The following is a 25005-nucleotide window of genomic DNA, read 5'->3' as shown; positions in this document are numbered from 1 at the left end:
TTCACAAACGCGCGCGTCCCGCGCCGCGGCAGCCGGTGGTCTAGTCCCACTCCAGGCCGCCGCGGCGCCAGACGTAGGCGTAGGCGACGAACACGGTGGCGATGAACAGGAGCATCTCGACCAGCCCGAAGATCCCGAGGGCGTCGAAGCTGACCGCCCAGGGGTAGAGGAAGACGATCTCGATGTCGAAGACGATGAACAGCATCGCCGTCAGGTAGTACTTGATCGGGAACCGACCGCCGCCCACCGGCTGCGGGGTCGGTTCGATGCCGCACTCGTACGCCTCCAACTTGGCCCGGTTGTAACGCTTCGGGCCGGTGAGCGAGGCCATCACGACGGAGCCGACCGCGAACGCCGCCGCGATGGCACCGAGTACGAGGATCGGCGCGTAGGCATTCATAGCCCCCGCTCCCTCCGTCCAGTCGTCCTTGACTGCAAATCGGAACCACCAGGTCACCAAGGGTGAACCGATGATCCACTTCGTGGGATCCGGCTCCATGTGAGGCAGTTCACAAAGCCAGGTTGGAGCGCATCCTATGCCTGTCGGCTTGTGATCTGCGACACGCAGTTCCCGATGATCTTTGTGATCTTCGCCACCCGACGAAGGCCCGCGAAAGCGGATCGGTCACCACTGTTCGACCCAGAGCGGGCGATTGACCACATACGGTCGCAACCCGGAGCGAAACGACTGCCGTTCGGCCACGCCCTATATCAATTCTGCGGCAGTCGGGGCAAATTTCGGAGTGATCCGGTTTACGTGATAGTGGATCTCACCCTGGCGGTGGACCCGGAACGGCGGCCGCTTGACCCTTCGTTCACAAGCTCTCAAGGAGCCGCTCCCGGGAGCCGCCCTCAAGGGGCCGACGGGAACCGCGGCGCCCGCCGCCGCCCCCACTCGGTGCCCGCCAGCACCGCCACCGCCCCCAGCAGCGCGAGCGGACCCGGCCGGTCCCCCGCCAGCGCGATCCCGAACAGCGCCGCCCACAGCGGCTCGGTGCCCAGCAGCAGGCTCACCCGGGACGGCGAGGTCGCCCGCACCGCCCACAACTGCGCGAAGAACGCGAACAGCGTGCACAGCAGCGACAGGTACAGCAGCAGGCCCCAGCGCGCCGCGTCGAAGGAGGCCGCCACGCTCAGCGGGGACGGGCCCGCCAGCGGCGCCGCCAGCACGAACACGGCCGTCGCGAAAGCCAGTTGGACCCAGGTCAGGGCCAGCGCGTCCACCCCGCGCACCGACCGCAGCCGGGCCGTCGCCAGCACGTTCACCGTCCGCGCCACCGCCGCGCCCAGCACCAGCAGGTCGCCCGCCGACGGGGCCCGCAGCCCGCCGTCCCCGGTCAGCAGCGCCACCCCCAGCACCGACAGCCCCGCCGCCGCCAGGAACGCCCCCGCGGGCGCCGAACGCCGCAGCGCCGCCTCCGCGAGCGGCGTGAGCACCATCGTCAGGCTGATCACCAGCCCCGCGTTGGTCGCCGAGGTGTGCACCGCCCCGTACGTCTCCAGCAGGAACACCGCCCCCAGCACCACCCCCAGCACCGCCCCGCCGCCCCACTGCGCCGCCGACAGCCCGCGCAGCCGCCGCCACGCCACCGCCCCCAGCACCGGCAGCACCAGCGCGAACCTCAGCGCCAGCACCGCCACCACCGTCTCCGGCTCGGCGACCCGCTTCACCACCAGGAAGCTCGAACCCCACACCACCGCGACCGCCACCAACGGCAGGTCGCGCACCGACTGCGGACGGGCATCGACGGACACGACGGCCATGGCACGGCTCCCGGAAGGGTCGTCGGGGGCCCGTGCGGCATCGGACGGGACGTTCGGAGGCCGCCACTCTCCCGCACGCGGAAGGCGGCGGGCAAACGCTTTCGCGCCCGCCCGCCGCCTCCGCGGAGCCCGGGGTCAGGCGCGCGGCGCCACCTTGGTCAGGCCGTTGATGATCCGGTCCGCGACGTCGCCGCCGGTCGGGTCGGTCAGGTTGGCCAGCAGCTTGAGGACGAACTTCATCAGCACGGGGTGGGTCAGGCCGCGCTCGGCGGCGATCCGCATCACCCTGTCGTTGCCGATCAGCTTCACGAAGGCCCGGCCGAGCGTGTAGTAGCCGCCGTAGGTGTCCTTGAGCAGCTGCGGGTAGCGGGCCAGGGCGCGCTCGCGGCCCTCCGGGGTGATCCGGGCCATCGCCTGGACGATGACGCCCGCGGCGAGTTGGCCGGATTCCATCGCATAGGCGATGCCCTCGCCGTTGAACGGGTTGACCAGGCCGCCCGCGTCGCCGACCAGCAGCAGGCCGCGGGTGTAGTGCGGCTGCCGGTTGAAGGCCATCGGCAGGGCCGCGCCGCGGATCGGCTCGGTCATGTTCTCCGGCGTGTAGCCCCACTCCTCGGGCATGCCGGCGCACCAGCTCTTCAGCACCTCGCGCCAGTTCAGGTCGCCGAAGGCGGGCGAGGAGTTGAGGATGCCCAGGCCCACGTTGGAGGTGCCGTCGCCCATGCCGAAGATCCACCCGTAGCCGGGCAGCAGCTTCTTCTGCCCGCCGCGGGTGTCCCACAGCTCCAGCCAGGACTCCAGGTAGTCGTCGTCGTGCCGGGGCGAGGTGAAGTACGTCCGGTAGGCGACGCCCATCGGCCGGGACTCGATCCGGTGCAGGCCCATGGCCAGCGACAGCCGGGTGGAGTTGCCGTCCGCGGCGACCACCAGCGGTGCGTGGAACTCCACTTCGCGCTTGTCCGGCCCGATCTTGGCGGTCACGCCGGTGATCCGCCCGGTGCGGTCCTGGACGGGCCCGCTGACGTTGCAGTTCTCGTACAGCCGGGCGCCGGCCTTCTGCGCCTGCCGGGCCAGCAGTTCGTCGAAGTCGGCGCGCTTGCGCACCAGGCCGTAGTCGGGGAACGCGGCCAGGTCCGGCCAGTCCAGCTCCAGCCGGACGCCGCCGCCGATGATCCGCAGGCCCTTGTTGCGCAGCCAGCCCTCGGCGGACACGTCGATGCCCATGTCGACCAACTGCTTGACGGCGCGCGGCGTCAGGCCGTCCCCGCACACCTTCTCGCGCGGGAACTCGGTCTTCTCCAGCAGCAGCACGTCCAGGCCCGCCTGGGCCAGCCAGTACGCGGTGCTGGAGCCGGCCGGACCGGCGCCGACCACGATGACGTCGGCGGTGGACTCGACGGCGGTCTCGGTCATACGGGGCTCTCTCCTGAGCGCGTCGGGGTCACGGAGTCGGGGACGGCCGCCCCGCCGACGCCTTCCCGGCGGACGGGGTGCCGAACCACCGCAGTCTACGGGGCCTTGAAGCCGCGGTGGAGGGCGACGATGCCGCCGGTCAGGTTGCGCCACGCCACCTTCGCCCAGCCCGCCTGCTGCAACTGGGCGGCCAGCGCGGGCTGGTCCGGCCAGGACCGGATCGACTCCGCGAGGTACACGTACGCCTCCGGGTTGGACGACACCCGGGTCGCCACCGGCGGCAGCGCGCGCATCAGGTACTCGGTGTAGACCGTGCGCAGCGGCGTCCAGGTCGGCGTGGAGAACTCGCAGATCACCAGCTTCCCGCCGGGCTTGGTCACCCGCAGCATCTCCCGCAGCGCCGTCTCGTGCTCCTGCACGTTGCGCAGCGCGAAGGAGATCGTCACGGCGTCGAAGGACTCGTCCGCGAACGGCAGCCGGGTCGCGTCGCCCGCGGTGAGCGCGAGTTCGGGGTGGCGGTTCTTGCCCTCGGTCAGCATCCCGATCGAGAAGTCGCACGGCACCACGTCGGCACCGGCCTCCAGGAACGGCAGCGAGGACGTCCCGGTGCCCGCACCGAGGTCCAGGATCCGCTGGCCCGCGACGGCCCCCACCGCATCGGCCACCGCCCGCCGCCACAGCCGGGCCTGGCCCAGCGAGAGCACGTCGTTGGTGCGGTCGTACTTGGCCGCGACGTCGTCGAACATGGCGGCGACGTCCTGCGGCTGCTTGTCCAGATGGGCTCGGGTCACGCCCCCATTGTTCACCTTGCGACGCGGCGGGCCGCCACCAGGGCTCACCGCAGGGCGCGGCGGCCCCCCTTGCGGCGGCGGCGGGAGCGCTTGCCGTGGGTCAGCGCGGGCATCCCCTCCGCGGCGAACGCGACCGTGAACGCGGCCCGTTCCCGCTGCGCGCCCGCCCGGGTGCGCCGGATCCGCCACAGGCACAGCGCGCACAGCAGCACCGCCGCGGGCACGCTGGTCTGCGCCAGCCCGACGCCCACCGGCTGCGGGTAGGTCTTGCCGCACACCCGCACCGCACCGGCGTCGTCCGCCGCGTGCTCCAGGCAGATCGGGTCGCCCACCTGCGCGTCCGACGGCAGCCACAGGTCCGCCGCGGTCAGCCGCCGCCCGTCCACCGGGTACGCGACCTGGCTGTACGAGCCGCTGCCGCCGGGGAGTTGGGTGACCGTCCCCTCGACCCGCACCGGGTGCGCGTCGATCCGGTCGGCCTGGTCGGCCTGGCGCCACCCCAGCAGGCACATCGCCACCGCCACCACCGCGCTCAGCACGGCTCCGACGTACCACCCCCGGCCGGTGCGGGTCCGAGGACGATCGGGGGTCGCGGCTCGCATACGTCCTGTTCCTGACTCGGGCTGAGGTCTGAACCGGGATGTTAGCCGCAAAGGGCATCCCGGGTCACGGGGAGTCAGAAACGCCGGAACCCTTCGCCACCGAACGAACCGTCCCCGCCGGCACCCGCGCCGGCACCCGTGCCGAGACCCGCGGCGGCGCTACCGCCGCCGGTACAGCAGCCGCCCGTCCAGCACCGTCGCCAGGCAGACCGCTCCGCCGCCCTCCAGCTCCTCCACCGCCCCGACCGCGAACACGGCGAAGTCCGCCGCGCCGCCGACCGTCAGCGGCCGGTGCACGGCGTCCGCCAACGGCGTTGCCGCGAGCGGGTCGAGGGGGCCGGGGCCGGCCTCCCCGCCGGGGAGGTGGCGCAGGCCGGAGCGGGCCAGGGCCGTGCGGACGGAGGGGCGGGCGAGCGGGCCCGCCAGGGCCGTCGCGCCGTGGCCGAGGAGCCGCTGCAGCCCGCGGCGGGCGCTGCCGCCCCGCTGCGCGTCCGTCAGTTCCCGCTCCGGCAGCAGCGGCAGGTCGCCGGCCTCCTCCCGCGGGTCCGGGTGGTAGGCGGTCTCCAGCAGCCAGGCGCCGTGCCGGTTGAGCAGCCCGGGCACCAGCACCCCGGGCCACTCCCGGACCCTCGCCGGGCCGCCCGCGAGTTCCGCGCCGGGGCCGATCGCGGCGACGCGCGCGCCGTCGACCAGCACCGCCCCGTCCGCGACCGGTCCGGTGCCGGTGAACAGTTGGCGGGCCCGGTGCAGGGTCAGCACGGCGCGGGGGTCAGTTCGTCGCGAGGATGGTCAGTTCGGGGTGCGCGGTGCCGCCCTCGATCGCGGTGGAGGCGATGTGCGAGGCGACCCGCGGGTCGACCGGGTCGTTCGCCGGGTCGTCGAGGACGCGCAGGTGCTGGTAGGTGGTGGAGCGCTGCGCGGGCACCCGGCCCGCGGTGCGGATCAGGTGGATCAGCTCGTGCAGGTTGGAGCGGTGCTTGGCCCCGGCCGCGGAGACCACGTTCTCCTCCAGCATGACCGAGCCCAGGTCGTCCGCGCCGTAGTGCAGCGACAGCTGGCCCGCCTCCTTGCCGGTGGTGAGCCAGGAGCCCTGGATGTGCGCGACGTTGTCGAGGAAGAGCCGGGCGATGGCGATCATCCGCAGGTACTCGAAGACCGTGGCCTGGGTCGAGCCCTTCAGGTGGTTGTTCTGCGGCTGGTAGGTGTACGGGATGAACGCCCGGAAGCCGCCGGTGCGGTCCTGCACGTCGCGGATCATCCGCAGGTGCTCGATCCGCTCGGCGTTGGTCTCGCCGGTGCCCATCAGCATGGTGGAGGTCGACTCGACGCCGAGGCGGTGCGCGGTCTCCATGATCTCCAGCCAGCGCTCGCCGGACTCCTTCAGCGGCGCGATCGCCTTCCGCGGCCGCTCCGGCAGCAGTTCGGCCCCGGCGCCCGCGAAGGAGTCCAGGCCCGCGGCGTGGATCCGGGTGATCGCCTCCTCGACGGAGACGCCGGAGATCCTCGCCATGTGCTCGACCTCGGAGGCGCCCAGCGAGTGGATCACCAGCTGCGGGAACGCCGCCTTGATCGCGGCGAAGTTCTCCTCGTAGTACTCGACCCCGTAGTCGGGGTGGTGCCCGCCCTGGAACATGATCTGGGTGCCGCCGAGCTCGACGGTCTCCGCGCACCGGCGCAGGACCTCGTCCAGCTCCCGCGACCAGCCCTTGTCGCTCTTCGGCGGCACGTAGAACGCGCAGAACTTGCACGCCGTCACGCAGACGTTGGTGTAGTTGATGTTCCGCTCGATGATGTACGTGGCGATGTGCTCGACCCCCGCGTACCGCCGCCGCCGCACCGCGTCCGCGGCCGCGCCGAGCGCGTGCAGCGGCGCCGACCGGTACAGCTCCAGGGCCTCCTCGGCGGTGATCCGGCCGCCCTCGGCCGCGCGGTCCAGTACGGCCTGCAACTGGGTGGCGGAAAGGTTCTGCTCGGACACCTGGCGGGCCTGCTTTCTTCATCGGAGGGGCGACTCGCCCAGCCTACGCCAGCACATTTCGGCCCCACCGCAGGCCCGTTCCGCGCCGCTCACTGCTTGGCCAGGTCGCCCTCCGGGTCGGAGCCGAGCGCCGCCCCGGAGACCGCCACGTGCAGGCCGCCGTCGGCGAGCAGGGTGTACGTCTGCTTCTCGGGGACGCCGGTGCAGGCGCTGTCGGTGCCGTCCGGGCGCTCCTGCAGCAGGACCTCGCCGTCCGCGACCGAGAGCAGGGTGAGCACGCCCCGGCAGACGGTGCTGCTGAGCTGGGAGGCGTTGCTGGTGTGCCCGACCTGCTCGCCGACCTTCCCCGGGGCGAAGGTGACGGTGAAGGTGGACGCCAGCGGGACGATCTTGGTGGTGATGGTGCCCTTGAAGGTGCCCACGAAGGCGTCGGGCAGCGCCTCGCCGTTCCCCTTCACCGGTGTCGCCGTGCCGCCGGGCGTGCCGCTCGCCGGGCCGCTCGCCGGGCCGCTCGCCGGGCCGCTCGCCGGGCCGCTGGGCGTCCCGGTGGGCGTCCCGGTGGCCGCGTCCTGCCCGGGCGGGGCGCTCGTCGCGGGGTCGTCCGGCGACCAGGGCAGGTGGCCGGAGGCCGCGAGCCCGCCGTACAGCGCGCCCGCCAGCACCGCCGCGGCGGCGGCCGCCACCGCCCGGCGCCGTCCGGTGCGCCGCTCGGGGCCGGGGGTCCGCCGCTCGGGGCCGGGGGTCCGCCGCCCGCCGTCCAGCACGGTCGGCACCCGGTCGGCGGTGACGGCGCCGGTGGGCCCGGCGGTGCCCTCCAGGTCGAGGAGTTCGACGGCGGCGCGGCCGACCGCGGCGGCCAGCGGGCCGGGCAGCCAGCCCTCGGGGCCGCCGGCGGGGGCGAGGCGGGCGCGCAGTTCGGCGGGGGTGGGGCGCTGCGCCGGGTCCTTGGCGAGGCAGGCGGTGACGGCCTCGCGCAGTTCGCCGTGCAGGCCGTCGAGTTCGGGTTGCTCGTGGAGCACCCGGTAGAGCAGGACGGCGGCGCTGACGCCTTCGCCGAACGGGGCGGTGCCGGTCGCGGCGAAGGCGAGCAGTGCGCCGAGCGAAAAAACGTCGCCGGCCGGTCCGGCGGGCGAGCCGGCGGCCTGTTCGGGCGACATGAAGCCGGGCGAGCCGACCACGTAGCCGCTGTGGGTGAGGGTGGTGGCGGCGTCGAGCGCGCGGGCGACGCCGAAGTCGATCAGCCGGGGGCCGTCCAGGGCGAGCAGCACGTTGGACGGCTTGACGTCCCGGTGCACCAGGCCGAGGGCGTGCACCTGCTCCAGGGCCTCGGCGAGCCTGCTGCCGAGGGCGTGCACGGAGGGGACGGGGAGCGGTCCGGCGGTGCGGACGGCCTCGCCGAGCGAGGGCCCGGCGACGTAGCCGGTGGCGACCCAGGGGCGGGGGCCCTCGGTGTCGGCGTCCAGCACGGGGGCGGTCCAGCGGCCGCCGACCCGCCGGGCCGCGGACACCTCCTGGCGGAACCTGGCCCGGAACTCGGGGTCGTCGGCGAGTTCGGAGCGCACCACCTTGACCGCGACGGTCCGGCCGCCCGCGGTCCGGCCCAGGTAGACCCGTCCCATGCCGCCCGCGCCGAGGCGGCGCAGCAGCCGGTAGTCGCCGATCGCCGCCGGGTCGTCTGCCGTCAGCAGTTCCATGCCCGCCCCCTCGTTCCCTGCTCAGGGCCTCCCGGCCGGTCCGATCATCCCAGGGCGGCGGGCGGGCGGGAACGGAGAATCCCTCAGACCGCCGCGGGCGCGCTCTCCAGCAGCCGGATCGGCACGTCCGGGGCGAAGCCGCTGTCGTGCGCGACCCGGCGGGCGAACTCGGCGATCCCGGCCAGCTGGCGCTCGCCGAGCGAGAAGTCGAGCGCCTCGGAGAAGTACGTCTCCAGCAGCGGGGCGTCGAACTCCTCCCAGCGGGCGGCCTGCTCGGCGACCTTGGCGGCCTCGGTCAGCGAGAGGTCGCGGGACTCCAGGAAGGCCCGGTGGACGGCGGCGGTCAGTCCGGGGTGCCGTTCGGCGTACTCGCGGCGGGCGGCCCAGACGGCGAAGACGAACGGCAGGCCGGTCCAGTCCTTCCACATCGCGCCGAGGTCGTGCACGGCCAGCCCCTGCCGGGGGGCCTGCTCCAGCGAGGCGCGCAGCGCGGGGTCGCCGATCAGGACGGCGGCGTCGGCCTCGGCGAGCATCGCGTCCAGGTCGGGCGGGCAGGAGAAGTACTCGGGACGGACGCCCTCGCGCTCCTCCAGCAGCAGCCGGGCCAGGCGCACCGAGGTGCGGCTGGTCGAGCCGAGGGCGACCCGGCGGCCGTCGAGTTCGGCCAGCGGGACCTTGCTGACGATCACGCAGGACATCACCGGCCCGTCGCTGCCGACCGCGATGTCGGGGAGGACGACCAGGTCGCCCGCGTTGCGCAGGTACTCCACGCAGGTGATCGGTCCGAGGTCGAGCTCGCCCGCGACCAGCCGGTCGCTGAGCTTCTCCGGGGTGTCCTTGCTGAGGTCGAGGTCGAGCAGGTTCCCGGTGCGCGCGAGGCCCCAGTAGAGGGGAAGGCAGTTGAGGAACTGAATATGGCCGACCCTCGGCCTGACCGCGCTCTCCGGCCGTCCGGCATCGCTACTGCTCACCGTGTGCTCCCTTGCCGTCGGTGCTCTCCCGGCAGGGTATGCCCGCTGATTGGGACGCTCCGCATCCGGTCTCCGACACACCGTCCGACACCGTTGTTCACCCCTGGTCGGGGCAGCCCCCTCGTGCTACCGTTCCCCTCAGTTGCAGTTTGATTCCCCTTGCAGTACTTGGAGCCTGCGGAGCATGTAACCGCAGGCTTTTTGTAATTTTTCAGCAGTATCAGGGCATCAATTGAGGTTTGATTGAGCACTGTGCGAAAAACTCCGGACTCGTCCGGAGGCAGGGCGATCAGCGCAGCGGACCCGGGCGCCACAAGGTGTGGCGTCCACAACGTCCCTCGCAAGGAGAACGGTATGGCGACCGGAACCGTCAAGTGGTTCAACGCCGAGAAGGGCTTCGGCTTCATCGCCCAGGAGGGCGGCGGCCCCGACGTCTTCGTCCACTACTCCGCCATCAACGCGAGCGGTTTCCGCTCGCTGGAGGAGAACCAGGCGGTCAGCTTCGACGTCACCCAGGGCCCGAAGGGCCCGCAGGCGGAGAACGTCACCCCCGTCTGAGACGGGATCTCCCATTTGATCGCTCACGGCCCCTCGGGTCCGTACGAGTAGCAGTTCCCAAGGAGGCCCGCCCCGGCGGGCCTCCTGCCTTTTCCGCGCATTCCCGCCGCATTCCTCCGTTTGCGCCCGCATTTCCCCGCACCGTCCCTTTCGGGACCCGCCCGGGGCGCCCGCCCGGGGCCGGGAGAGGACCGGCGCCGGGAGAGGGCCGGTGCCGGGAGAGGACCGGCGCCGGGCGCGGTCAGGCCAGCGGCGTGCGGTGCAGGCCGATCAGCAGGCGCCACACCCGTCCTGCGACGGCCGCCGGGGGTTCGTCGACCAGCCCGTGCAGCCAGTCGGCCAGGACGCCGGTGAACGCGCCCGCCACCGCCGAGGCGATCAGCGGCGCGTCCGGGGCCCCGGCCAGCTCCCGCTCCGTCCGGCTGCGCTCGCGCAGTTCCCGGTGCAGCACCGGCCCCAGCGGGCCGCCGCCGCCCGGCGCCAGCAGCTCGCGGTACAGCCCGGCATGGACGGCCGCCCGGCCGAAGAACTCCACCAGTGCGGACGGGGGCGCCGCCGGGTCCGCGACGCCGCGCCAGGCGTGCAGCGCGTCCACCGCCTCCCGGACCACGCCCGCGCAGGCGTCCACCGCCAGCGCCGACAGGTCGGGGTAGTGCAGGTAGAACGTCGCCCGGCCGACGCCCGCCCGGCGCGCCACCGCCGCCACGCCCAGCTCCGCCAGCGGGCGGTCCGCGCACTCCGCCAGCAGGGCGGCCCGCAGCTTCGCCCTGGTCCGCTCGGCCCGCGGGTCGCCCGCCGCGCCCGGCACGCCTGCCGCGCCCGCCGCGCCCGCCCCGCTCATCCGGCCGCCAGCACCGCGGCCAGCGCCACCGCGCCCGGCAGGGCCTGGACCAGCAGGATCCGGCGGTTCGCGGTCAGCCCGCCGTACAGGCCCGCCACCAGCACGCAGGCCAGGAAGAACACCCGCACCCGGAAGCCGGTCGGGTCGTCCGCCAGCAGGCCCCACACCAGGCCGGCCGCCAGGAAGCCGTTGTACAGGCCCTGGTTGGCCGCCAGCGGGGCCGTCCGGCGGGCCAGCTCGGCGTCGAACCCGGACAGCGCCCGGCCCGGGGCCTTCTCCCACAGGAACATCTCCAGCACCAGGATGTACCCGTGCAGCAGGGCCACCGCCCCGACCAGCACCGTCGCCACGACCGTCACGGCCGCCTCCTCTTCTTGGACAGGTGTCCAGAGTACATAGACAACCGTCCAGGATCCATCCCCTCCCGTCCGCCGGTCGTCCCCCGGCCACGCCGCCCGGGCGACCTCACGCCCGGACAGCCGCAGACCGGGAGCGGCGGCGCCGACCGCGACGCCGCCGTGGACCGCCCCGACCTCGCCCACGCCGAGGAGCGGATCACCCAGGACGAACCCGACCAGCGCGTCCACGCGGCCCTCACCACCACCGGCCCCACCGTCCAGATCACCGGCACCCCGGGCTTCGGCCGCTTCAGGATCCGCCACGCCCGCCGCTGACGCGGCTGCCGCTCAGAACCCGGCCGTGTCCACCCGCAGCCCGAACGGCTCGGGCAGCTCGATCGGCTCGCCGAACGGCAGCGGTCCGATCGCCTTGGTGTACCCGAGCGCCCCGGGCTCGGAGAAGAGCGTGCAGGCCCGTTCCTGACGGTCGACCAGCAGGTACAGCGGGGCACCGTACTCCGCGTACCGACGCCGCTTCACCACCCGGTCGGTGTCACCGTTCGAATCGGACGTCACCTCGACCACCAGCAGCGTCTGGTCGGGCAGCAACGCACGGCCACCCTTGGAGAGGGAGCGCGGGACGACCGCGATGTCGGGGATGTACCAGTTGCTCGACCCCGGCAGGTCGAGGTCGCCCGAGCCCATCACGCAGCCCAGCTCACGGACCCTGCCGAAGAGTTGGTACCGGAGATCGTCTGCCAGCGTCTCGTGATCCCACTGCGGCGCCATCGGTTCGATGACCCCTTCCACGATCTGGACGCGGTCGCCGGCGTAGTGCCGGATCGCGTACTTCAGGGCCTGTTCCGGATCGACGGCGTCGTACGACCGCTCGCTGGGCAGCGCGCTCATCGCCCCTCCTTCGTCGGCTCCACGCTACCGACCCCCCTGGCCCGCCCCAAGCGGCCTCACTCCAACGGGCGAAGGCCCGCACCCTCCCGAGGTGCGGGCCTTCGTGTGCGCGGAGCGGGCCGGGGTCAGGCGACGACGGGCTCGCCGGTGGCCTGGGCCGGGACGGTGACCCGACGGTCCTCGGCGAGGAGGTCGCCGGTGGGGCTGTTGTAGGCGGTGAGGTCGAGGGTCTTCTCGCGGGCGGAGACCAGGATCGGGACGACGACCTGACCGGCCACGTTGGTGGCGGTGCGCATCATGTCGAGGATCGGGTCGATCGCCAGCAGCAGGCCGACGCCCTCCAGCGGGAGGCCCAGGGTGGAGAGGGTCAGGGTGAGCATCACGATCGCGCCGGTGAGGCCGGCGGTGGCCGCGGAGCCGATCACCGAGACGAAGGCGATCAGCAGGTAGTCCTTGACGCCGAGGTCGATGCCGTACACCTGGGCGACGAAGATCGCGGCGAGCGACGGGTAGATCGCGGCGCAGCCGTCCATCTTGGTGGTCGCGCCGAACGGCACGGCGAAGCTCGCGTACTCGGACGGGACGCCGAGGCGCTCGGTGACGCGGCGGGTGACGGGCAGGGTGCCGACCGAGGAGCGGGAGACGAAGGCGAGCTGGATCGCGGGCCAGGCGCCCTTGAAGAAGTTCAGCGGGTTGAGGCCGGCCACGAAGCGCAGCAGCAGCGAGTAGACGCCGAACAGGACGATCGCGCAGCCGGCGTAGACGTCGACGGTGAGGGTGGAGAAGGGCTTGAGCAGGTCCCAGCCGTAGGCGGCGACGGACTTGCCGATCAGGCCGAGGGTGCCGAGCGGGGCGAGCCGGATGACCCACCACAGGGCGGTCTGGACGAGTTCGAGGATCGCCTCGGAGAGCTTGCGGACCGGCTCGGCCTTCTCGCCGAGCTTGAGGACGGCCGCGCCGACGACCACGCCGAGGAAGACGATCTGGAGGACGTTCACCTTGAGGAAGGCGTCGGCGATGTTGGTCGGGACGATGCCGGTGAGGAAGTCGACCCAGGTGCCGCCCTTCTCCACGCCCTTGACGCCCGCGGTGGAGAGGTCGGCGCCCTTGCCGGGGTCGGTGAGCAGGCCGAGGCCGAGGCCGACGGCGACCGCGATCAGCGAGGTGGCGAGGAACCAGAACAGGGTGCGGGCGGCCAGCCGGGCGGCGTTGGTGACGTTCCGCAGGTTGGCGACCGAGACGACGATCGCGGTGAAGACCAGCGGCGGGACGGCCAGCTTGAGCAGCTGGACGAAGGTCTTGCCGATGGTGTCGAGGGTGGTCTTCAGCCAGGACACGTCGCCGGAGCGGGCGATCCAGCCGAGCAGCAGGCCGAGGACGAGGCCGCCGACGATCTGGACCCAGAAGGGGGTGCGGCGGAGGCGTCCCAGCAGGGTGGGCGCGGGCGCGGTGGACATGGGTGTGCGTCTCCGGGGGGGTGGTGGAGCAGGCGGGGGGGAGGGGCGGAGGCGGCGGCACGACGGACGCGGGGCCGGGCGGGGAGGCCCGGGGGCCGACAGCTGGGGCGTGTCGGTGCGTCAGGAGCGGCGTGCCGCCCGCATACAGCCGCCGGAGCGACAGCGGCGCGGGCCGTCCACGGCACCGGGCAGACGCGGGCAGCGCGGCACGAGCGGGGTGCTCGTCCCGGCCTGGCGCGCGGCGTCTGCGGTGGTCATGGCCGGAACATTAGCAACAAACCTTTGAGATGTTCAAAGTACTTGTTTGAGATCGTTGCCGAACCACCCTTTCCTGGCGGGCCATCAGCCAGGACCGGCCGACTTTGACGCCCGTCAGTTATACGTATAACTTGAAGCGACACCCCGCCGCCGGAAGGACGCCCATGGGCTACGCCGCACTGCTCCGCGCCCCGCACGTCGCCCGGCTGCTGCTCGGCACCCTGCTCGGCCGCCTCCCCGCCGGGATGACCGCCCTGGTCATCGCCCTCGCCCTGCGCGAGGCCGGGGCGCCGTACAGCCGGATCGGCCTGGCCACCGCCGCGTACGCGATCGCCGCCGCCGTCGGCGGGCCCGTCCTCGGCCGGATCGTCGACCTGACCGGGCAGCCCCGCGTCCTGCTCGCCTCCGCCGCCCTGGCCGGCACCGGCTACGCCCTGCTCGCCCTCGCCCCCGGCTCCGCGCTCGCCGCCCCGCTCGGCGCCGCGGTCGCCGGGCTCTGCATGCCCCCGCTGGAGCCCTGCCTGCGCTCGCTGTGGCCGGACGTCGTCGCCGAGGAGCAGCTCGACACCGCGTACGCCTTCGACTCCGCCTCCCAGCAGGTGCTGTACGTGGCCGGGCCGCTCGCCGTCGCCGGGATCGCCGGGGTCCTCTCCCCCACCGCCGCGCTGTGGACCGCCGCCGTGCTCGGCCTGCTCGGCGCCCTGGTGGTGGCCGGGTCCGCGCCCGCCCGGGCCTGGCAGGCCCCGCCGCGGGAGGCCTCCGCCGGGCTGCTCGGGCCGCTGCGCTCGCCCGGGCTGGTCCTGCTGCTGCTCGGCCTGGCCGGCGCGGGCTGGGCGGTCGGCGCGCAGAACGTGCTGTTCATCGCGTACGCCGAACAGCACCCGGGCGGCCTGCCCGGCGGCGCGGGCACCCTGCTCGCCCTGGCCGCGCTGGCCGGACTGCTCGGCGCCCTGGTCTACGGCGCGGCCCGCTGGCGGGCCGACACCGCGACCCGCACCTGGGTGCTCGCCCTCGGCATGGCCGCCTGCTACCTGCCGCTGCTGCTCCTGCCCGACCCCGGCCCGATGGCCGCCCTGGCCTTCGTCTCCGGCCTGGGCCTGGCCCCGCTGCTGGCCGCCGCCTTCGTCCTGGTCGCCGAACTCGCCCCGACCGGCACCGTCACCGAGGCCTTCGCCTGGCTCGTCACCCTCTTCGCCACCGGCAACGCCGCGGGCTACGCCGTCTCCGGCGCCCTGGTCGACGCCTCCCTGCACGCCGTCGCCCTCTGCGCCACCGGCGGCACCGCCCTCGGCGGCCTGCTGCTGCTCACCGCCCGCACCCGGCTGCGCCCGCCCGCTCCCGCCCTCGTCCCCGCCTGACCCGGCCCTCCCGCCGCCGGTCGCCGCCGCCCTCGGTCCGCCGCCCGCCGCAGGTGGTCCTCCAACCGGCGGCGGACCGGGGTGCGGCCGTCCGTCCCGTGGTCCCGGACGGGCGCCTCCTCGCCCTCGGGCGTGCGCGGGCGGCCGGACAGGCCGCCGCCGACCCCGCCGCACTCCCGCAGCAGTTCCACCGGCCCGCGCGGCAGCCGCTGCCCGAGCGCCCGCTCGGCCCGGCCGGCTCCTCCGGCCCGGCGGGGGCGCCGAGCACCGCGTCCGCCGGGATCCCCGCGACCGGTTCACGCCGCGTCCGCCCGGTCTCCCCGACCGGAAAGTGCTCGCCCGCGCCCCCGCCCGCCTGCTTGGATGCGCCGCATGACCAGTTTCGAACTGCCCGCCGGGTACCGCGTCTCCACCGACCCCGACCGCCTCGACCGGGCGGCCGTGCACCGCTGGCTCTCCGAGGAGACGTACTGGGCGCTCGGGCGGCCCCGCGAGAAGCAGGAGCGGGCCATCGACAACTCGCTCAACTTCGGCCTGTACGAGGAGGGTTCGGGTACCCAGGTCGGGTACGCCCGGGTGGTGACCGACCGGAGCACCTTCGCCTGGCTGTGCGACGTGTTCGTCGCGCCGCAGGCCCGCGGCCGGGGCCTGGGCACCGCGCTGACCGCCGCCGTCCGGGACGAGCTCGCCGGGCTGGGGCTGCGCCGCGTGATGCTGGCCACCAGGGACGCGCACGAGGTGTACGCCCGGGTCGGGTTCGAGCCGATGGCCGAGTCCGGGAAGTGGATGGTCCTCGGGCAGCAGTAGGACGCCCGGGCGGCAGGAGGCCGCTCAGGCCGCCGCGGTGGAGCCCCGCACCACCAGCGTGGTCGCCAACGGGGCGACCGGGGACGGGAGTTCGCCGTCCAGCAGAGCGGTCAGCAGGGCCAGCCCGGCCCGCCCGAGCTGCTCGCCCGGCAGGTCGACGGTGGTCAGCGGCGGGCTGAGCAGCTCCGCCACCGGGATGTTGTCCATGCCGACCACCGACAGGTCGTGCGGGATCCGCAGTCCCAGCTCCGCCGCGGCCCGGTACAGGCCGGACGCCACCACGTCGTCGTCGCAGACCACCGCGCCCGGCCGCCCCGGCCCGGCCAGCAGCTCCCGGGCGGCCCGCTCCGCCTCCCGGCTGCCCTCGTTCAGGCTGACCGCGAGCTCCCGCACCTCCAGGCCCGCGGACGCCGCCGCGAACGCCGCCTGCCGGACCCGGAAGGTGTACGCGGAGTGCGCCGAGCGCAGGTGGCCGATCCGCCGGTGGCCGAGGTCCGCGAGGTGGTCGACGGCGGCCCGCATGCCCGCCGCCAGGTCCAGTTCGACGGTGGGGCGGCCCGGCCGGTCGGCGGGGTCGGCGTCCAGGAACACCGCCGCGGTGTCGGCGGGCAGTTCGCCCAGCTGCCGGTCGTCCGGCGAGCACACCAGCAGCCCGTCGAAGCGCCCGGCCGCGGCCGCCTCGGCCAGCGTCGCCGCGTCCCAGCCGCTGGAGACCACCACGGCCAGGCCGTGCCGGGCCGCCTCCTCGTGCACGCCGGTCAGCACCCGGCCGAAGAACGGCCCCAGCAGGTTCGGCACCGCCAGCAGCACCATCCCGCTGCGGCCCAGCCGCAGTTGCCGGCCGGCGGCCTGCGGGCGGTAGCCCAGCTCGCGGGCCGCGGCGCGGATCCGCTCCCGGGTGGCGTCCGAGACCCGGTGCCCGGCGCTGCCGGAGAACACCAGCGACACCGTCGCCTGCGACACCCCCGCCAGCCGGGCCACGTCACGGCCGGTCGGGCGCCGCCGCGCGCCCTCGCCGGGCGTGCCCTTGCCGGGCGGGCTGTCCGACAACGCCGGTCAGCCGGCCTGGGCCTGCTGGGCCGCGGCCGCCCGGGCCGCGTCGTCCGCCGCGTCCTCGGCCGAGTCCCGGGCGACCGTGCGGACCTTGCGGGCCTCGATCCGCTCGGCGATCTGCGCGGACATCTCGTCGCGCTGCTTGCTCAGCACCACGTAGCTGATCGCCGAGGAGGCGACCGCGGCCAGCGCGAACAGGATCAGCACGCCGAGCGAGCCGACCACCGGGATCACCTCGAAGTGCCCCAGCACCAGGGCGACCAGCAGGCAGGCCAGGAAGATGCTCGCCCGCAGCGAGGTGTAGCGGAGCGTGGCGTGGTTCTTGCTGCTCACCGGGATCGTCCTTCGCTGGCGGGTCGCGCCGGCGGGCGCGCGGGGTTCATAGGCCCTCCCAGTGAAGCACGACCTCACACCGCCGGAGCGCGCAGGTCGAGCCACATCGTCACGTCGTCGCGGTCGTCGCCCGGGGCGACCCGGATCGCGCCCGGCACCCGGCCGACCTCCACGTAGCCGCTGCGCCCGTAGAACCGCTCCAGCCCGTGCCCGCCGCGCAGGGTCAGCTTCAGCCCGGCCAGGCCCCACTCCCGGGCCACCCGCTCCGCCTCCGCGAGCAGTTGGGCGCCGTGGCCGCGGCCCTGGGACTTCGGGTGCACCATCACCCGCTTCAGCAGCCGCCAGTGGTCCATCAGCCCGAACCGCTGGTCCTCGAAGAACACCACCGCCACCAGCCGCCCGTCCGGCTCGTACCCGACCAGCAGCCGGTCCCGGTCCAGCGCCGCGAACTGCCGCTCCGCCACCGGCCGGACGTCCTGCGCCGTCACCGGCGGCACGAACCCGACCGCGCCCCCGGCGTTGGAGACCTCCGTCCACAGCGCGACGACCTCCTCGCGCAGTTCGGGGGTCGGCTCGGGGTCCAGTACGAATCGCAGGCTCATGCGGCCAGCCTAAGCGGGCACCGCCCCCGTGCCCGTGCCCGGCCGCGCCCGCCCGCGCAGCGCCAGGCAGCAGCCCACCGCGACCGCGCACAGGCCCCCCGCCGCGTACCAGGTCGCGTCGTAGTCGCCGAAGCGGTCGCGGGCCAGCCCCGCCAGCCCGGCCACCGCGGCGGCGCCGACCTGGTGCGCGGCCAGGACCCAGCCGAAGACGATCGGGGCGTCCTCGCCGAAGTGGCGGCGGCAGAGCGCGACGGTGGGCGGGACGGTGGCGACCCAGTCCAGGCCGTAGAACACCACGAAGGCGAGGATCGGCGGCCGCAGGCTCCCGGCGAACAGCGCGGGCAGGAAGGCCAGCGAGAGCCCGCGCAGCGCGTAGTAGACGGTCAGCAGCCGGACGGGGTCGAAGCGGTCGGTGAACCAGCCGGAGGCGATCGTCCCGGCGACGTCGAAGACGCCGATCAGGGCGAGCAGCGAGGCGCCGGTGGTGACGGGCATGCCGTGGTCGTGCGCGGCCGGGATGAAGTGGGTGCCGACCAGGCCGACGGTGGTGGCGCCGCAGATCGCGAAGGACCCGGCCAGCAGCCAGAACACCCGCCGCCCGGCCGCCTGCCGCAGCACCCGCAGCGAACGGGCCACCGCCGACCCGTCGGTGACCGGCGGCGGCGGGGCGGTGCTCGCGCCGTACGGCAACTGCCCGACGTCGGCGGGCCGTTCGCGCATCAGCAGCAGGACGGGGACGGCCACCGCGGTGGCGCAGAGCGAGACCACCACGACCGCGGTCCGCCAGCCGTGGTGCTCGACGAGCGCGGCGAGCAGCGGCATGAAGACCAGGTTCCCGGCGGCCCCGGCGGCGGTCAGGAGGCCGGTGACCAGGCCCTGCCGGGCCTGGAACCAGCGGCCGGAGACGGTGGTGGCGAAGGCCCCGGCCATCGAGCCGCTGCCGAGCCCGACCAGTACGCCCCAGCACAGGACGAGCTGCCAGGGGCGGCTCATCAGCAGGGTGAGGCCCGCGCCGGTGGCGATGGTGAGCAGGGCGCAGACCACCACCGGGCGGACGCCGAAGCGGTCCATCAGGGCGGCGGCGAACGGGGCGGTGAGCCCGTACAGCGCCAGGTTGACGGAGACCGCGCTGGAGATGGTGGCGAGGGACCAGCCGAACTCGTCGTGCAGGGCGCCCATCATCAGGCTGGGCGTGGAGCGGAACCCGGCCGAGCCGACCAGGACGACCAGCGAGACGGCCACCACGATCCAGCCGTAGTGGACGCGGGGGGCGCGGCGGGCCGGGTCGGGGTCGCGGGGCGGGGCGGCGGCGAGTTCCAGTTCCTTCACCCGCCCGAGTCTCCCGGCCCCGGCCCCGCCCGACGACGGCTCCGGCTGCCACGTGTGCCCGAATTCCGGTCAACGGGCCCGGTCGGCGGGGCCGTTCAGTGCCCGGCGGCGACCACCCCGGCGTCGGGGGCCCGGCGCAGGTTGCGGATCGGCGGGCTGAGCAGCAGCGCGGTGGCGGTGCCCAGGGTGACCAGGCCGCCGATCAGGTAGACCTGGGTGGTGCCGAGGGCGTTGACGGCGGGCCCGGCCAGCGCCGAGCCGAGCGGGAACATGCAGACGGAGCCCGCCACTTCGTACGCGTGGATCCGGTTGAGCACCTCGCCGGGCACCTGGGTCTGCACGCTGGTGGCCCACATGACGCCCCAGAAGCTGATGCCGATGCCGGAGACCAGCTGGGCGGCGCCGAGCAGCGGCCAGGGCAGGCCCGCCGCGAAGGCGAACTGCTGGACGGCGAACAGGAACAGCGCGGCGGCACCGGCGGCCAGCGGGCGGACCGGCTTGACCCGGATGGCGAGGACGCCGCCGATGATGGTGCCCGCGCCGAGCATGCTGTTGATGACGCCGTAGACGACCACGCCGTCGCGCTTGGCGATGTCGCCGACCACCACGGGGGCGAGCGGGCCCCAGGAGAGCACGGTGAAGACCATCCAGATCAGGATGACGCCCCACATCCAGCTGCGGGACCAGAACTCGTGCCAGCCCGCCACCAGGTTCTGCCACAGGCTGTCGCCGGGCGGCGGGGCGGGGACGGGGCCCAGCCGCAGGGCCAGCAGGCAGAGGGCGCTGACCGCGTACATCACGGCGGCGATCACCATCACCCAGCCGGTGGAGACGGTGATCAGCGCGGCGGCCAGCGAGGGCCCGGCCAGGCCGGTCAGCGCCTCGGAGATCCGCAGCACGCCGTTGGCGCCCTGCACGTCGCCGGCGACCAGCGGGACGGTGGAGGCGGCGCCGGGCTGGAACATCGCGGCGGCGGTGCCGGCCAGCGCGAGCAGCAGGTAGAGCTGCCAGAGCTGGTCGAAGCCGTGGAAGAACAGCGCGGCGAGCAGCACCCGGGTGACGAGGTTGAGCAGGTCGGCGAAGATCATCAGCCGCCGGGCGGTGAACCGGTCGGCGAGCACCCCGCCGAACAGCACCAGTCCGGCGAACGGGCCGAGCAGGAAGGCCATCGCGAAGCCGACCTCGGAGGTCCTGTAGCCGGCGGTCACCAGGCCGGCCGAGACCGCCACCGGGAGCATCGCGTCGCTGAGCAGTCCGGCGGTGCGGGCGGTGAAGTAGCGGCGGAAGTTGCCCGACCAGATGGCGGGCGGTTTCGGCGTGCTGACCTGTGGGGTGGGGAGGGATTGCAGTTCGGGTGCGGTCACACCGCTCAGTTTTGGTGTAGACCACTGCTGGTTTCCAGTGGTTTTGGGTCACGATGCGGCGACCGCGCGCCCGCTGGCGGAACGGCGGCCCGCCGTGCGCACCCCGAGCACGGCACGGCGGGACGCCGTCCGGTCGGCGTCCGGGCCCTGAAGCCGTGACGCCCGGGCGGCCCGATTTCGCCGAGGTTCCGGACGGGGTCGGCCAACGACCCCCTGAGTGTCGGCACCGCCCGGTCTCCCTCGGCGTCCCCTCGCAACGGGCGCCGCACCCAAGAGTGATCAGTCGGATACGTCACGTCAATGGGTTGTCCGAAATTCAGACAGGATCATCGGGGCGCGGACCGCGCGCGACCGGCGCCCGACCGGCGCGCCGCGCACCGCCCCCCGGAGCTCAGCGGACCGAGACCACCCGGGCCGCCCGCGCCGCCTGGACCGGCTGGGGCTGGGGCTGGACCGGCTGGACGGCCTGGACGGCCTGGACGGCCGGGGCCGCCTGGGCCGCCTGGGCCGCCGGCTGCGCCACCAGCCCGCAGGGCGCGTCCGGGTCGCCGATCTCGCACCACACCCGCTTGCCGGAGCCGTCCGGGTACCAGCCCCAGCGCGCGCAGAGCAGCTCGACCAGCTCCAGGCCGCGCCCGTTGGTGGCGTCCTCGTCGGCCCCGGCGTGCCGGGGCGCGGGTGCGGTGCAGCTGGTGTCGAAGACCTCGACCCGGACGGCGGGCGGCGCGGCGGCCGGGTCGACCGGCAGCAGCAGCCTGAGCACCGCCGGGCGGCCGGTGTGCACCACCGCGTTGGTGACCAGCTCGGAGACCACCAGCACCAGGGTCTCGGCCACCGGGGAGTCCTGGTCGATCCCGCCCGCCCGCAGCCGGTCACGGACCCACCGCCGCGCCCGTGACACCTCTGCCGGATCCGCCTGGACCGCCAGCTGTACCTGGAGTACCTGCACCGCTCCACCACCCGCACTAGGTATTCGGCCCGTTTGATCCCGCCGGTCCGGCCGGCCCCCCGCAGCGGGGGGCACCGACCGGGACTGCCCATGGCATCGACACGAATACGCCCCAGAATGATTCCGCGGCCGGGTCGCAGCAAGAGCTTCGGGCATATTCCAGCGTTCGGGGGACGGCTCGGTGCATACTGTCCCGCTCACCCTGCCGGGGTTCGCACGACCGGTCGGCGGCACCGCCCTCACGGGTACCCACGACCGTACCGCCGACGGCGCGCCCGGCACCGGGGCGCCACGTGCGAACCACCCTTCCTACAAATGTCCAGCCGCGCTCGAACACCGGGCGGCCGGAAGGGCCTTGAGCAGCCGTCGGCAGGACGGGCGGGGGGCCCGCGGAAGGGGCGTCAGGCGAACACCACGGTGCGCGAACCGTTCAGCAGCACCCGGCGCTCGCTGTGCCACTTCACGGCGCGGGCCAGCGCCTGGCACTCGACGTCCCGGCCGAGCGCCACCAGCTGCTCCGGGGTGACGTCGTGGGTGACCCGGGCGACCTCCTGCTCGATGATCGGGCCCTCGTCCAGGTCGGCGGTGACGTAGTGCGCGGTGGCGCCGATCAGCTTCACGCCCCGGGCGTGCGCCTGGTGGTACGGCTTGGCGCCCTTGAAGCTCGGCAGGAAGGAGTGGTGGATGTTGATGACCCGTCCGGACAGCGCCTTGCACAGCCCGTCCGAGAGCACCTGCATGTAGCGGGCCAGCACCACCAGGTCGACCCGCTCCTCGGCGACCAGGTCGAGCAGCTGCTGCTCGGCGGCGGCCTTGGTGTCCCGGGTCACCGGGAGGTGGTGGAAGGCGATGCCGTACGACTCGGTCAGCTCGCGGAAGTCGGTGTGGTTGGAGACCACGCCGACGATCTCCACCGGCAGCGCCCCGATCCGGGTGCGGAACAGCAGGTCGTTCAGGCAGTGCCCGAACTTGGAGACCATCAGCAGCACCCGCATCCGCTCCGCGGAGGCGTGGATCTGCCACTCCATCCGGAACGAGTCGCCGATCGCGGAGAAGCTCGCCCGGAGCTTCTCCGCGGTGACCGGCTCCTCCGCGGAGAAGTGCACCCGCATGAAGAACAGGCCCGTCCCGGCGTCGCCGAACTGCTGGCTGTCGATGATGTTGCAACCCGTCATGAACAGGTAGCTGGAGACCGCGTGCACGATGCCCTGCTTGTCGGGGCAGGACAGCGTCAGGACGTACTGGGTGCGGGCGGTCTCTTCCATCGCGCGGGGCCCCGTTTCTGGGTTCTGGTTTTCCTCGGTTCGGGTGAGGACGGGCAACGGCCCAGCCTGGCACAGATCGCCGCGGTACGCGGACGCCGCCCGCCACCCGAGACCGCCCCCGGCGGGGGCACCGCTCAGCCGCGCGCGGTCAGTCGCCGCAGCTCGGCCAGCGGGAGCGGCGGCAGGTCGGGGTCGTCGCCGTCGTTGACGGCCAGCCGGTGGTGCGCCTCGCGGGCCGCCCGCACCGCCTCCGCCCAGTCCGGGTGGCCCAGGTACGCGGCGGCCGGGGCGTCCGCGCCGACCTGGTGCAGGATCCGCAGCACCCGCAGCACCGCGCCGTCCACCGCGACCGCCTCCGCGGAGTCCCGGAAGACCGAGCCCACGTACTTCTCCGCCGACCAGCGGTCCAGCCAGCTGTCCTCCACCAGCCGGTACACGGCGTCGGTGACGTCGCCGTACCCGCCGGGGCCCTCCAGCCAGGCCGAACGCTGGAACGCGGGGTCGGAGAACATGTGCAGCGCCGAGCGGATCCGGGCCCGCCAGCGCCACCAGGGCAGATCGCTCAGGGGCATGGCGCCCATCGTGCTGGAGCGGCCGCCCGTTCGAGAAGTGTTTCGGGCAGACCGGTGCGGAGAATCGAGGCTGTCGGACACGGGAGTCGATCGTACGTTCCCGCCCGGCCCGGCTCTACACGCGTCACCGGGCGGCAACTCTCCGTGTTCCTCCCCCGTTGGCGGTCCGTTCACATCGCGTCCCTCTCAGCGTGCGCGGTGGCGACCACCCTTGGTCCGCCGAACCTGCGCAACGGAGCACGGGACGACCCGAAGCAGCACCTCCAGGGAGGAAAGAGCGCCATGACGCGGCACGGAACCCACCACCCGGTACCCGCCGTCAGCGGACGACGCCGCGCGGCCACCGCCCTGGCGGCCTCCGCCGCGGTCCTGCCCGCCCTGCTCTCCGCCTCCGCCTGCGGCGGGCCCGCCGCCGCCGACGCCGCCGGGCAGGACGTCACCGTCATGACCTGGGCCCCGTCCGGCACCGGAGCCGCCGACCGCCCCGGCATGACCGCCCTCGCCGAGGCCGTCGGCCGCGAGCTCAACGAGCACGGCGGCCTGAACGGCCACCGGGTCCGCATCCTCACCTGCAACGAGCACGACACCACCGACGGCGCCACCGCCTGCGCCGAGCAGGCCGTCAACGCCCGCGCCGTCGCCGTGGTCGGCTCCGCCAGCCAGTACGGCAGCAGCTTCATGCCGATCCTCGAACAGGCCGGCATCCCCTTCCTGGGCGGCTACGGCCTCTCCAGCCCCGAGTTCAGCAGCCCGCTCTCCTACCCCGTCAACGGCGGCCTGCCCGCCCTCGTCGCGGGCAGCGGGCGCCAGCTCGTCGAGGCCGGCTGCAAGCAGATCGCCCTGATCCGCCCCGACACCCGGGCCGGCGACACCCTGGTCAACTACCTCACCAGCGCCGTCGCGCGGACCGGCATCAAGGTCACCGACGTCAAGGCCCCCGAGAAGTCCAACGACTACTCCCCGTACACCCGCCGGGCCGTCGGCGACGACCGGCCCGGCAACTGCATGCTCTCCGCGCTCGGCGCCGAACCCACCGCCAACCTGCTCGACCCGTACCGCCGCGCCAACCCGAAGAACACCCAACTCGCCTCCGTCATCGGCTCCTTCCAGCAGTCCGTGGTCGACTCCACCGGCGGCGACAACGGCCCCCTGCGCGGCGCGTACGCCACCGGCTGGTTCCCCGCCGAGGCCTCCACCGTCTGGGACGGCCTCCGCGAGACCGCCCGCAGCTACGGCAACGGCGCCACCATCGACGTCGCCGACCCCGGCGTGCAGACCACCTGGGTCGCCTACGCGGTCCTCCGCCAGGCCGTCGGCCGGATCGACAGGAGCCTGCCGGTCACCGCGAAGGCCCTCCAGGTCGTCCTCGACAGCGGCGACCCCATCGACACCGCGGGCACCACCCCGCCGCTCAGCTGGGGCGTCACCAACATGCTCCCCAGCGCGGACTCCCCCCGCCTGGTGAACACCTCCGTCACCTTCCAGCAGGTCCGGGGCGGCCGCCTCACCGAGCAGCACCAGGGCTTCACCGACGTCCGCTGGGTCCTCACCAACGGCGAACCGCCCGCGTGAGCGAAGCCTGACGAGCGCGAACCCGACGAGCGCGAACCCCGGCGGGCACGAACCCCGACGAGCGCGAACCCCGACGAGCGCGGACCCCGGCCCCGGCGAGCGCGAAAGCAGGGGCGTGTCGCCCTAGATGTTCTGTCCTGTGAGGTTGGGGACGCGGCTGGCGGGTGGTTGGCCGGCGAGTGCGGTGTGTCCGCGGTGGTGATTGTAGGTGTGGAGCCAGGCGGGGT

Annotated in this window: 26 protein-coding genes and 1 pseudogene; 5 read left to right on the top strand and 22 right to left on the bottom strand. The window is 74.0% G+C overall.

Going from position 1 to position 25005, the window contains the following annotated elements; translation table 11 throughout:
- Window positions 1-40: 40 nt before the first annotated feature.
- The 9 genes from OO57_RS08000 to OO57_RS07960 form a co-directional block, all read right to left on the bottom strand.
- Window positions 41-400 carry an NADH-quinone oxidoreductase subunit A gene (locus OO57_RS08000; protein WP_014137597.1) on the bottom strand — a complete coding sequence of 120 codons (360 nt, stop codon included), beginning with the start codon at window positions 398-400 and terminating at the stop codon, window positions 41-43.
- A 452-nt stretch (window positions 401-852) separates the two neighbouring features.
- Window positions 853-1764, bottom strand: a complete 912-nt coding sequence (locus tag OO57_RS07995; protein ID WP_051776890.1) for a DMT family transporter — start codon at window positions 1762-1764, stop codon at window positions 853-855.
- A 135-nt stretch (window positions 1765-1899) separates the two neighbouring features.
- On the bottom strand, window positions 1900-3177 hold the full coding sequence (locus tag OO57_RS07990; RefSeq protein WP_033251612.1) for a geranylgeranyl reductase family protein: 1278 nt from the start codon (window positions 3175-3177) through the stop codon (window positions 1900-1902).
- 95 nt (window positions 3178-3272) lie between these two features.
- On the bottom strand, window positions 3273-3968 hold the full coding sequence (locus OO57_RS07985; protein ID WP_033251611.1) for a demethylmenaquinone methyltransferase: 696 nt from the start codon (window positions 3966-3968) through the stop codon (window positions 3273-3275).
- Window positions 3969-4012: 44 nt separating this feature from the next.
- Entirely contained in the window at window positions 4013-4570 is a 558-nt protein-coding gene (locus tag OO57_RS07980; protein WP_158715054.1) for a hypothetical protein, read from the bottom strand.
- Between the two features lie 159 nt (window positions 4571-4729).
- Window positions 4730-5329 carry a hypothetical protein gene (locus OO57_RS07975; protein ID WP_033251609.1) on the bottom strand — a complete coding sequence of 200 codons (600 nt, stop codon included), beginning with the start codon at window positions 5327-5329 and terminating at the stop codon, window positions 4730-4732.
- A gap of 10 nt (window positions 5330-5339) precedes the next feature.
- On the bottom strand, window positions 5340-6548 hold the full coding sequence (gene mqnC / locus OO57_RS07970; protein WP_033251608.1) for a cyclic dehypoxanthinyl futalosine synthase: 1209 nt from the start codon (window positions 6546-6548) through the stop codon (window positions 5340-5342).
- Window positions 6549-6637: 89 nt separating this feature from the next.
- Window positions 6638-8242 carry a serine/threonine-protein kinase gene (locus OO57_RS07965; protein ID WP_051776889.1) on the bottom strand — a complete coding sequence of 535 codons (1605 nt, stop codon included), beginning with the start codon at window positions 8240-8242 and terminating at the stop codon, window positions 6638-6640.
- Window positions 8243-8325: 83 nt separating this feature from the next.
- Window positions 8326-9213: a menaquinone biosynthetic enzyme MqnA/MqnD family protein gene (locus tag OO57_RS07960; RefSeq protein ID WP_033251607.1), complete on the bottom strand. Its 888-nt coding sequence runs from the start codon at window positions 9211-9213 to the stop codon at window positions 8326-8328.
- Between the two features lie 354 nt (window positions 9214-9567).
- On the opposite strand from OO57_RS07960, the gene OO57_RS07955 reads away from it, so the two are divergent.
- Window positions 9568-9771 carry a cold-shock protein gene (locus tag OO57_RS07955; protein WP_003998944.1) on the top strand — a complete coding sequence of 68 codons (204 nt, stop codon included), beginning with the start codon at window positions 9568-9570 and terminating at the stop codon, window positions 9769-9771.
- Between the two features lie 241 nt (window positions 9772-10012).
- Here OO57_RS07955 and OO57_RS07950 read toward each other — a convergent pair whose 3' ends face one another.
- Together OO57_RS07950 and OO57_RS07945 are read right to left on the bottom strand one after the other, a co-directional pair.
- Window positions 10013-10612, bottom strand: a complete 600-nt coding sequence (locus tag OO57_RS07950; protein WP_051776888.1) for a TetR/AcrR family transcriptional regulator — start codon at window positions 10610-10612, stop codon at window positions 10013-10015.
- Window positions 10609-10971 carry a DUF1304 domain-containing protein gene (locus OO57_RS07945; protein ID WP_033251605.1) on the bottom strand — a complete coding sequence of 121 codons (363 nt, stop codon included), beginning with the start codon at window positions 10969-10971 and terminating at the stop codon, window positions 10609-10611. The genes OO57_RS07950 and OO57_RS07945 overlap by 4 nt, the downstream gene beginning before the upstream one ends.
- Window positions 10972-11130: 159 nt before the next feature.
- Here OO57_RS07945 and OO57_RS43655 point away from each other — a divergent pair, with 159 nt between their 5' ends.
- Complete coding sequence (locus OO57_RS43655; RefSeq protein WP_158715053.1) at window positions 11131-11286, top strand: hypothetical protein; 156 nt, start codon at window positions 11131-11133, stop codon at window positions 11284-11286.
- Window positions 11287-11298: 12 nt separating this feature from the next.
- Here OO57_RS43655 and OO57_RS07940 read toward each other — a convergent pair whose 3' ends face one another.
- Window positions 11299-11859, bottom strand: a complete 561-nt coding sequence (locus OO57_RS07940; protein WP_033251604.1) for a Uma2 family endonuclease — start codon at window positions 11857-11859, stop codon at window positions 11299-11301.
- 125 nt (window positions 11860-11984) lie between these two features.
- Entirely contained in the window at window positions 11985-13316 is a 1332-nt protein-coding gene (locus OO57_RS07935) for a dicarboxylate/amino acid:cation symporter (protein ID WP_033251603.1), read from the bottom strand.
- Window positions 13317-13738: 422 nt separating this feature from the next.
- Here OO57_RS07935 and OO57_RS07930 point away from each other — a divergent pair, with 422 nt between their 5' ends.
- On the top strand, window positions 13739-14932 hold the full coding sequence (locus OO57_RS07930; protein ID WP_033251602.1) for an MFS transporter: 1194 nt from the start codon (window positions 13739-13741) through the stop codon (window positions 14930-14932).
- Between the two features lie 372 nt (window positions 14933-15304).
- Entirely contained in the window at window positions 15305-15739 is a 435-nt protein-coding gene (locus OO57_RS07925) for a GNAT family N-acetyltransferase (protein WP_033251706.1), read from the top strand.
- Between the two features lie 24 nt (window positions 15740-15763).
- Here OO57_RS07925 and OO57_RS07920 read toward each other — a convergent pair whose 3' ends face one another.
- The 8 genes from OO57_RS07920 to OO57_RS07885 form a co-directional block, all read right to left on the bottom strand.
- Window positions 15764-16789, bottom strand: a complete 1026-nt coding sequence (locus OO57_RS07920) for a LacI family DNA-binding transcriptional regulator (protein WP_051776887.1) — start codon at window positions 16787-16789, stop codon at window positions 15764-15766.
- A 6-nt stretch (window positions 16790-16795) separates the two neighbouring features.
- A complete protein-coding gene (locus OO57_RS07915) occupies window positions 16796-17125 on the bottom strand; it encodes a DUF4229 domain-containing protein (protein ID WP_033251601.1) in 330 nt (109 codons plus the stop codon).
- Window positions 17126-17199: 74 nt separating this feature from the next.
- The gene (locus OO57_RS07910) at window positions 17200-17727 is read right to left on the bottom strand and encodes a GNAT family N-acetyltransferase (RefSeq protein ID WP_033251600.1); all 528 of its coding nucleotides are present in this window, start codon (window positions 17725-17727) and stop codon (window positions 17200-17202) included.
- Window positions 17728-17736: 9 nt separating this feature from the next.
- On the bottom strand, window positions 17737-19056 hold the full coding sequence (locus tag OO57_RS07905; protein ID WP_081973532.1) for an MFS transporter: 1320 nt from the start codon (window positions 19054-19056) through the stop codon (window positions 17737-17739).
- A 95-nt stretch (window positions 19057-19151) separates the two neighbouring features.
- Complete coding sequence (locus tag OO57_RS07900; protein WP_234337264.1) at window positions 19152-20420, bottom strand: MFS transporter; 1269 nt, start codon at window positions 20418-20420, stop codon at window positions 19152-19154.
- Between the two features lie 391 nt (window positions 20421-20811).
- Complete coding sequence (locus OO57_RS07895; RefSeq protein ID WP_081973531.1) at window positions 20812-21369, bottom strand: ATP-binding protein; 558 nt, start codon at window positions 21367-21369, stop codon at window positions 20812-20814.
- 401 nt (window positions 21370-21770) lie between these two features.
- Window positions 21771-22634 (bottom strand): formyltetrahydrofolate deformylase, encoded by an 864-nt coding sequence (gene purU / locus OO57_RS07890; RefSeq protein ID WP_033251599.1) that lies wholly within the window; start codon window positions 22632-22634, stop codon window positions 21771-21773.
- 134 nt (window positions 22635-22768) lie between these two features.
- Complete coding sequence (locus tag OO57_RS07885; protein ID WP_234337263.1) at window positions 22769-23206, bottom strand: SCO4402 family protein; 438 nt, start codon at window positions 23204-23206, stop codon at window positions 22769-22771.
- Window positions 23207-23488: 282 nt separating this feature from the next.
- Here OO57_RS07885 and OO57_RS07880 point away from each other — a divergent pair, with 282 nt between their 5' ends.
- Entirely contained in the window at window positions 23489-24778 is a 1290-nt protein-coding gene (locus tag OO57_RS07880) for an ABC transporter substrate-binding protein (protein ID WP_051776886.1), read from the top strand.
- 123 nt (window positions 24779-24901) lie between these two features.
- Here the strand turns inward: OO57_RS07880 and OO57_RS42310 are convergent.
- A pseudogene (locus OO57_RS42310) lies at window positions 24902-25005 on the bottom strand (IS481 family transposase); the annotation flags it as partial.

This window comes from Kitasatospora phosalacinea (assembly GCF_000717185.1).
Lineage (GTDB): Bacteria > Actinomycetota > Actinomycetes > Streptomycetales > Streptomycetaceae > Kitasatospora > Kitasatospora phosalacinea_A.
The sequence above is the reverse complement of the archived record's forward strand: the minus strand, read 5'-3'. Positions and strand labels throughout refer to the sequence as shown.

What these genes read in the sequence shown, in the direction of transcription:
- OO57_RS08000 (WP_014137597.1), bottom strand. Translation starts at nt 400, where the DNA reads ATGAATGCCTACGCGCCGATCCTCGTACTCGGTGCCATCGCGGCGGCG.
- OO57_RS07995 (WP_051776890.1), bottom strand. Translation starts at nt 1,764, where the DNA reads ATGGCCGTCGTGTCCGTCGATGCCCGTCCGCAGTCGGTGCGCGACCTG.
- OO57_RS07990 (WP_033251612.1), bottom strand. Translation starts at nt 3,177, where the DNA reads ATGACCGAGACCGCCGTCGAGTCCACCGCCGACGTCATCGTGGTCGGC.
- OO57_RS07980 (WP_158715054.1), bottom strand. Translation starts at nt 4,570, where the DNA reads ATGCGAGCCGCGACCCCCGATCGTCCTCGGACCCGCACCGGCCGGGGG.
- OO57_RS07965 (WP_051776889.1), bottom strand. Translation starts at nt 8,242, where the DNA reads ATGGAACTGCTGACGGCAGACGACCCGGCGGCGATCGGCGACTACCGG.
- OO57_RS07955 (WP_003998944.1), top strand. Translation starts at nt 9,568, where the DNA reads ATGGCGACCGGAACCGTCAAGTGGTTCAACGCCGAGAAGGGCTTCGGC.
- OO57_RS07950 (WP_051776888.1), bottom strand. Translation starts at nt 10,612, where the DNA reads ATGAGCGGGGCGGGCGCGGCGGGCGCGGCAGGCGTGCCGGGCGCGGCG.
- OO57_RS07940 (WP_033251604.1), bottom strand. Translation starts at nt 11,859, where the DNA reads ATGAGCGCGCTGCCCAGCGAGCGGTCGTACGACGCCGTCGATCCGGAA.
- OO57_RS07935 (WP_033251603.1), bottom strand. Translation starts at nt 13,316, where the DNA reads ATGTCCACCGCGCCCGCGCCCACCCTGCTGGGACGCCTCCGCCGCACC.
- OO57_RS07930 (WP_033251602.1), top strand. Translation starts at nt 13,739, where the DNA reads ATGGGCTACGCCGCACTGCTCCGCGCCCCGCACGTCGCCCGGCTGCTG.
- OO57_RS07925 (WP_033251706.1), top strand. Translation starts at nt 15,305, where the DNA reads ATGACCAGTTTCGAACTGCCCGCCGGGTACCGCGTCTCCACCGACCCC.
- OO57_RS07910 (WP_033251600.1), bottom strand. Translation starts at nt 17,727, where the DNA reads ATGAGCCTGCGATTCGTACTGGACCCCGAGCCGACCCCCGAACTGCGC.
- purU (WP_033251599.1), bottom strand. Translation starts at nt 22,634, where the DNA reads ATGGAAGAGACCGCCCGCACCCAGTACGTCCTGACGCTGTCCTGCCCC.
- OO57_RS07885 (WP_234337263.1), bottom strand. Translation starts at nt 23,206, where the DNA reads ATGCCCCTGAGCGATCTGCCCTGGTGGCGCTGGCGGGCCCGGATCCGC.
- OO57_RS07880 (WP_051776886.1), top strand. Translation starts at nt 23,489, where the DNA reads ATGACGCGGCACGGAACCCACCACCCGGTACCCGCCGTCAGCGGACGA.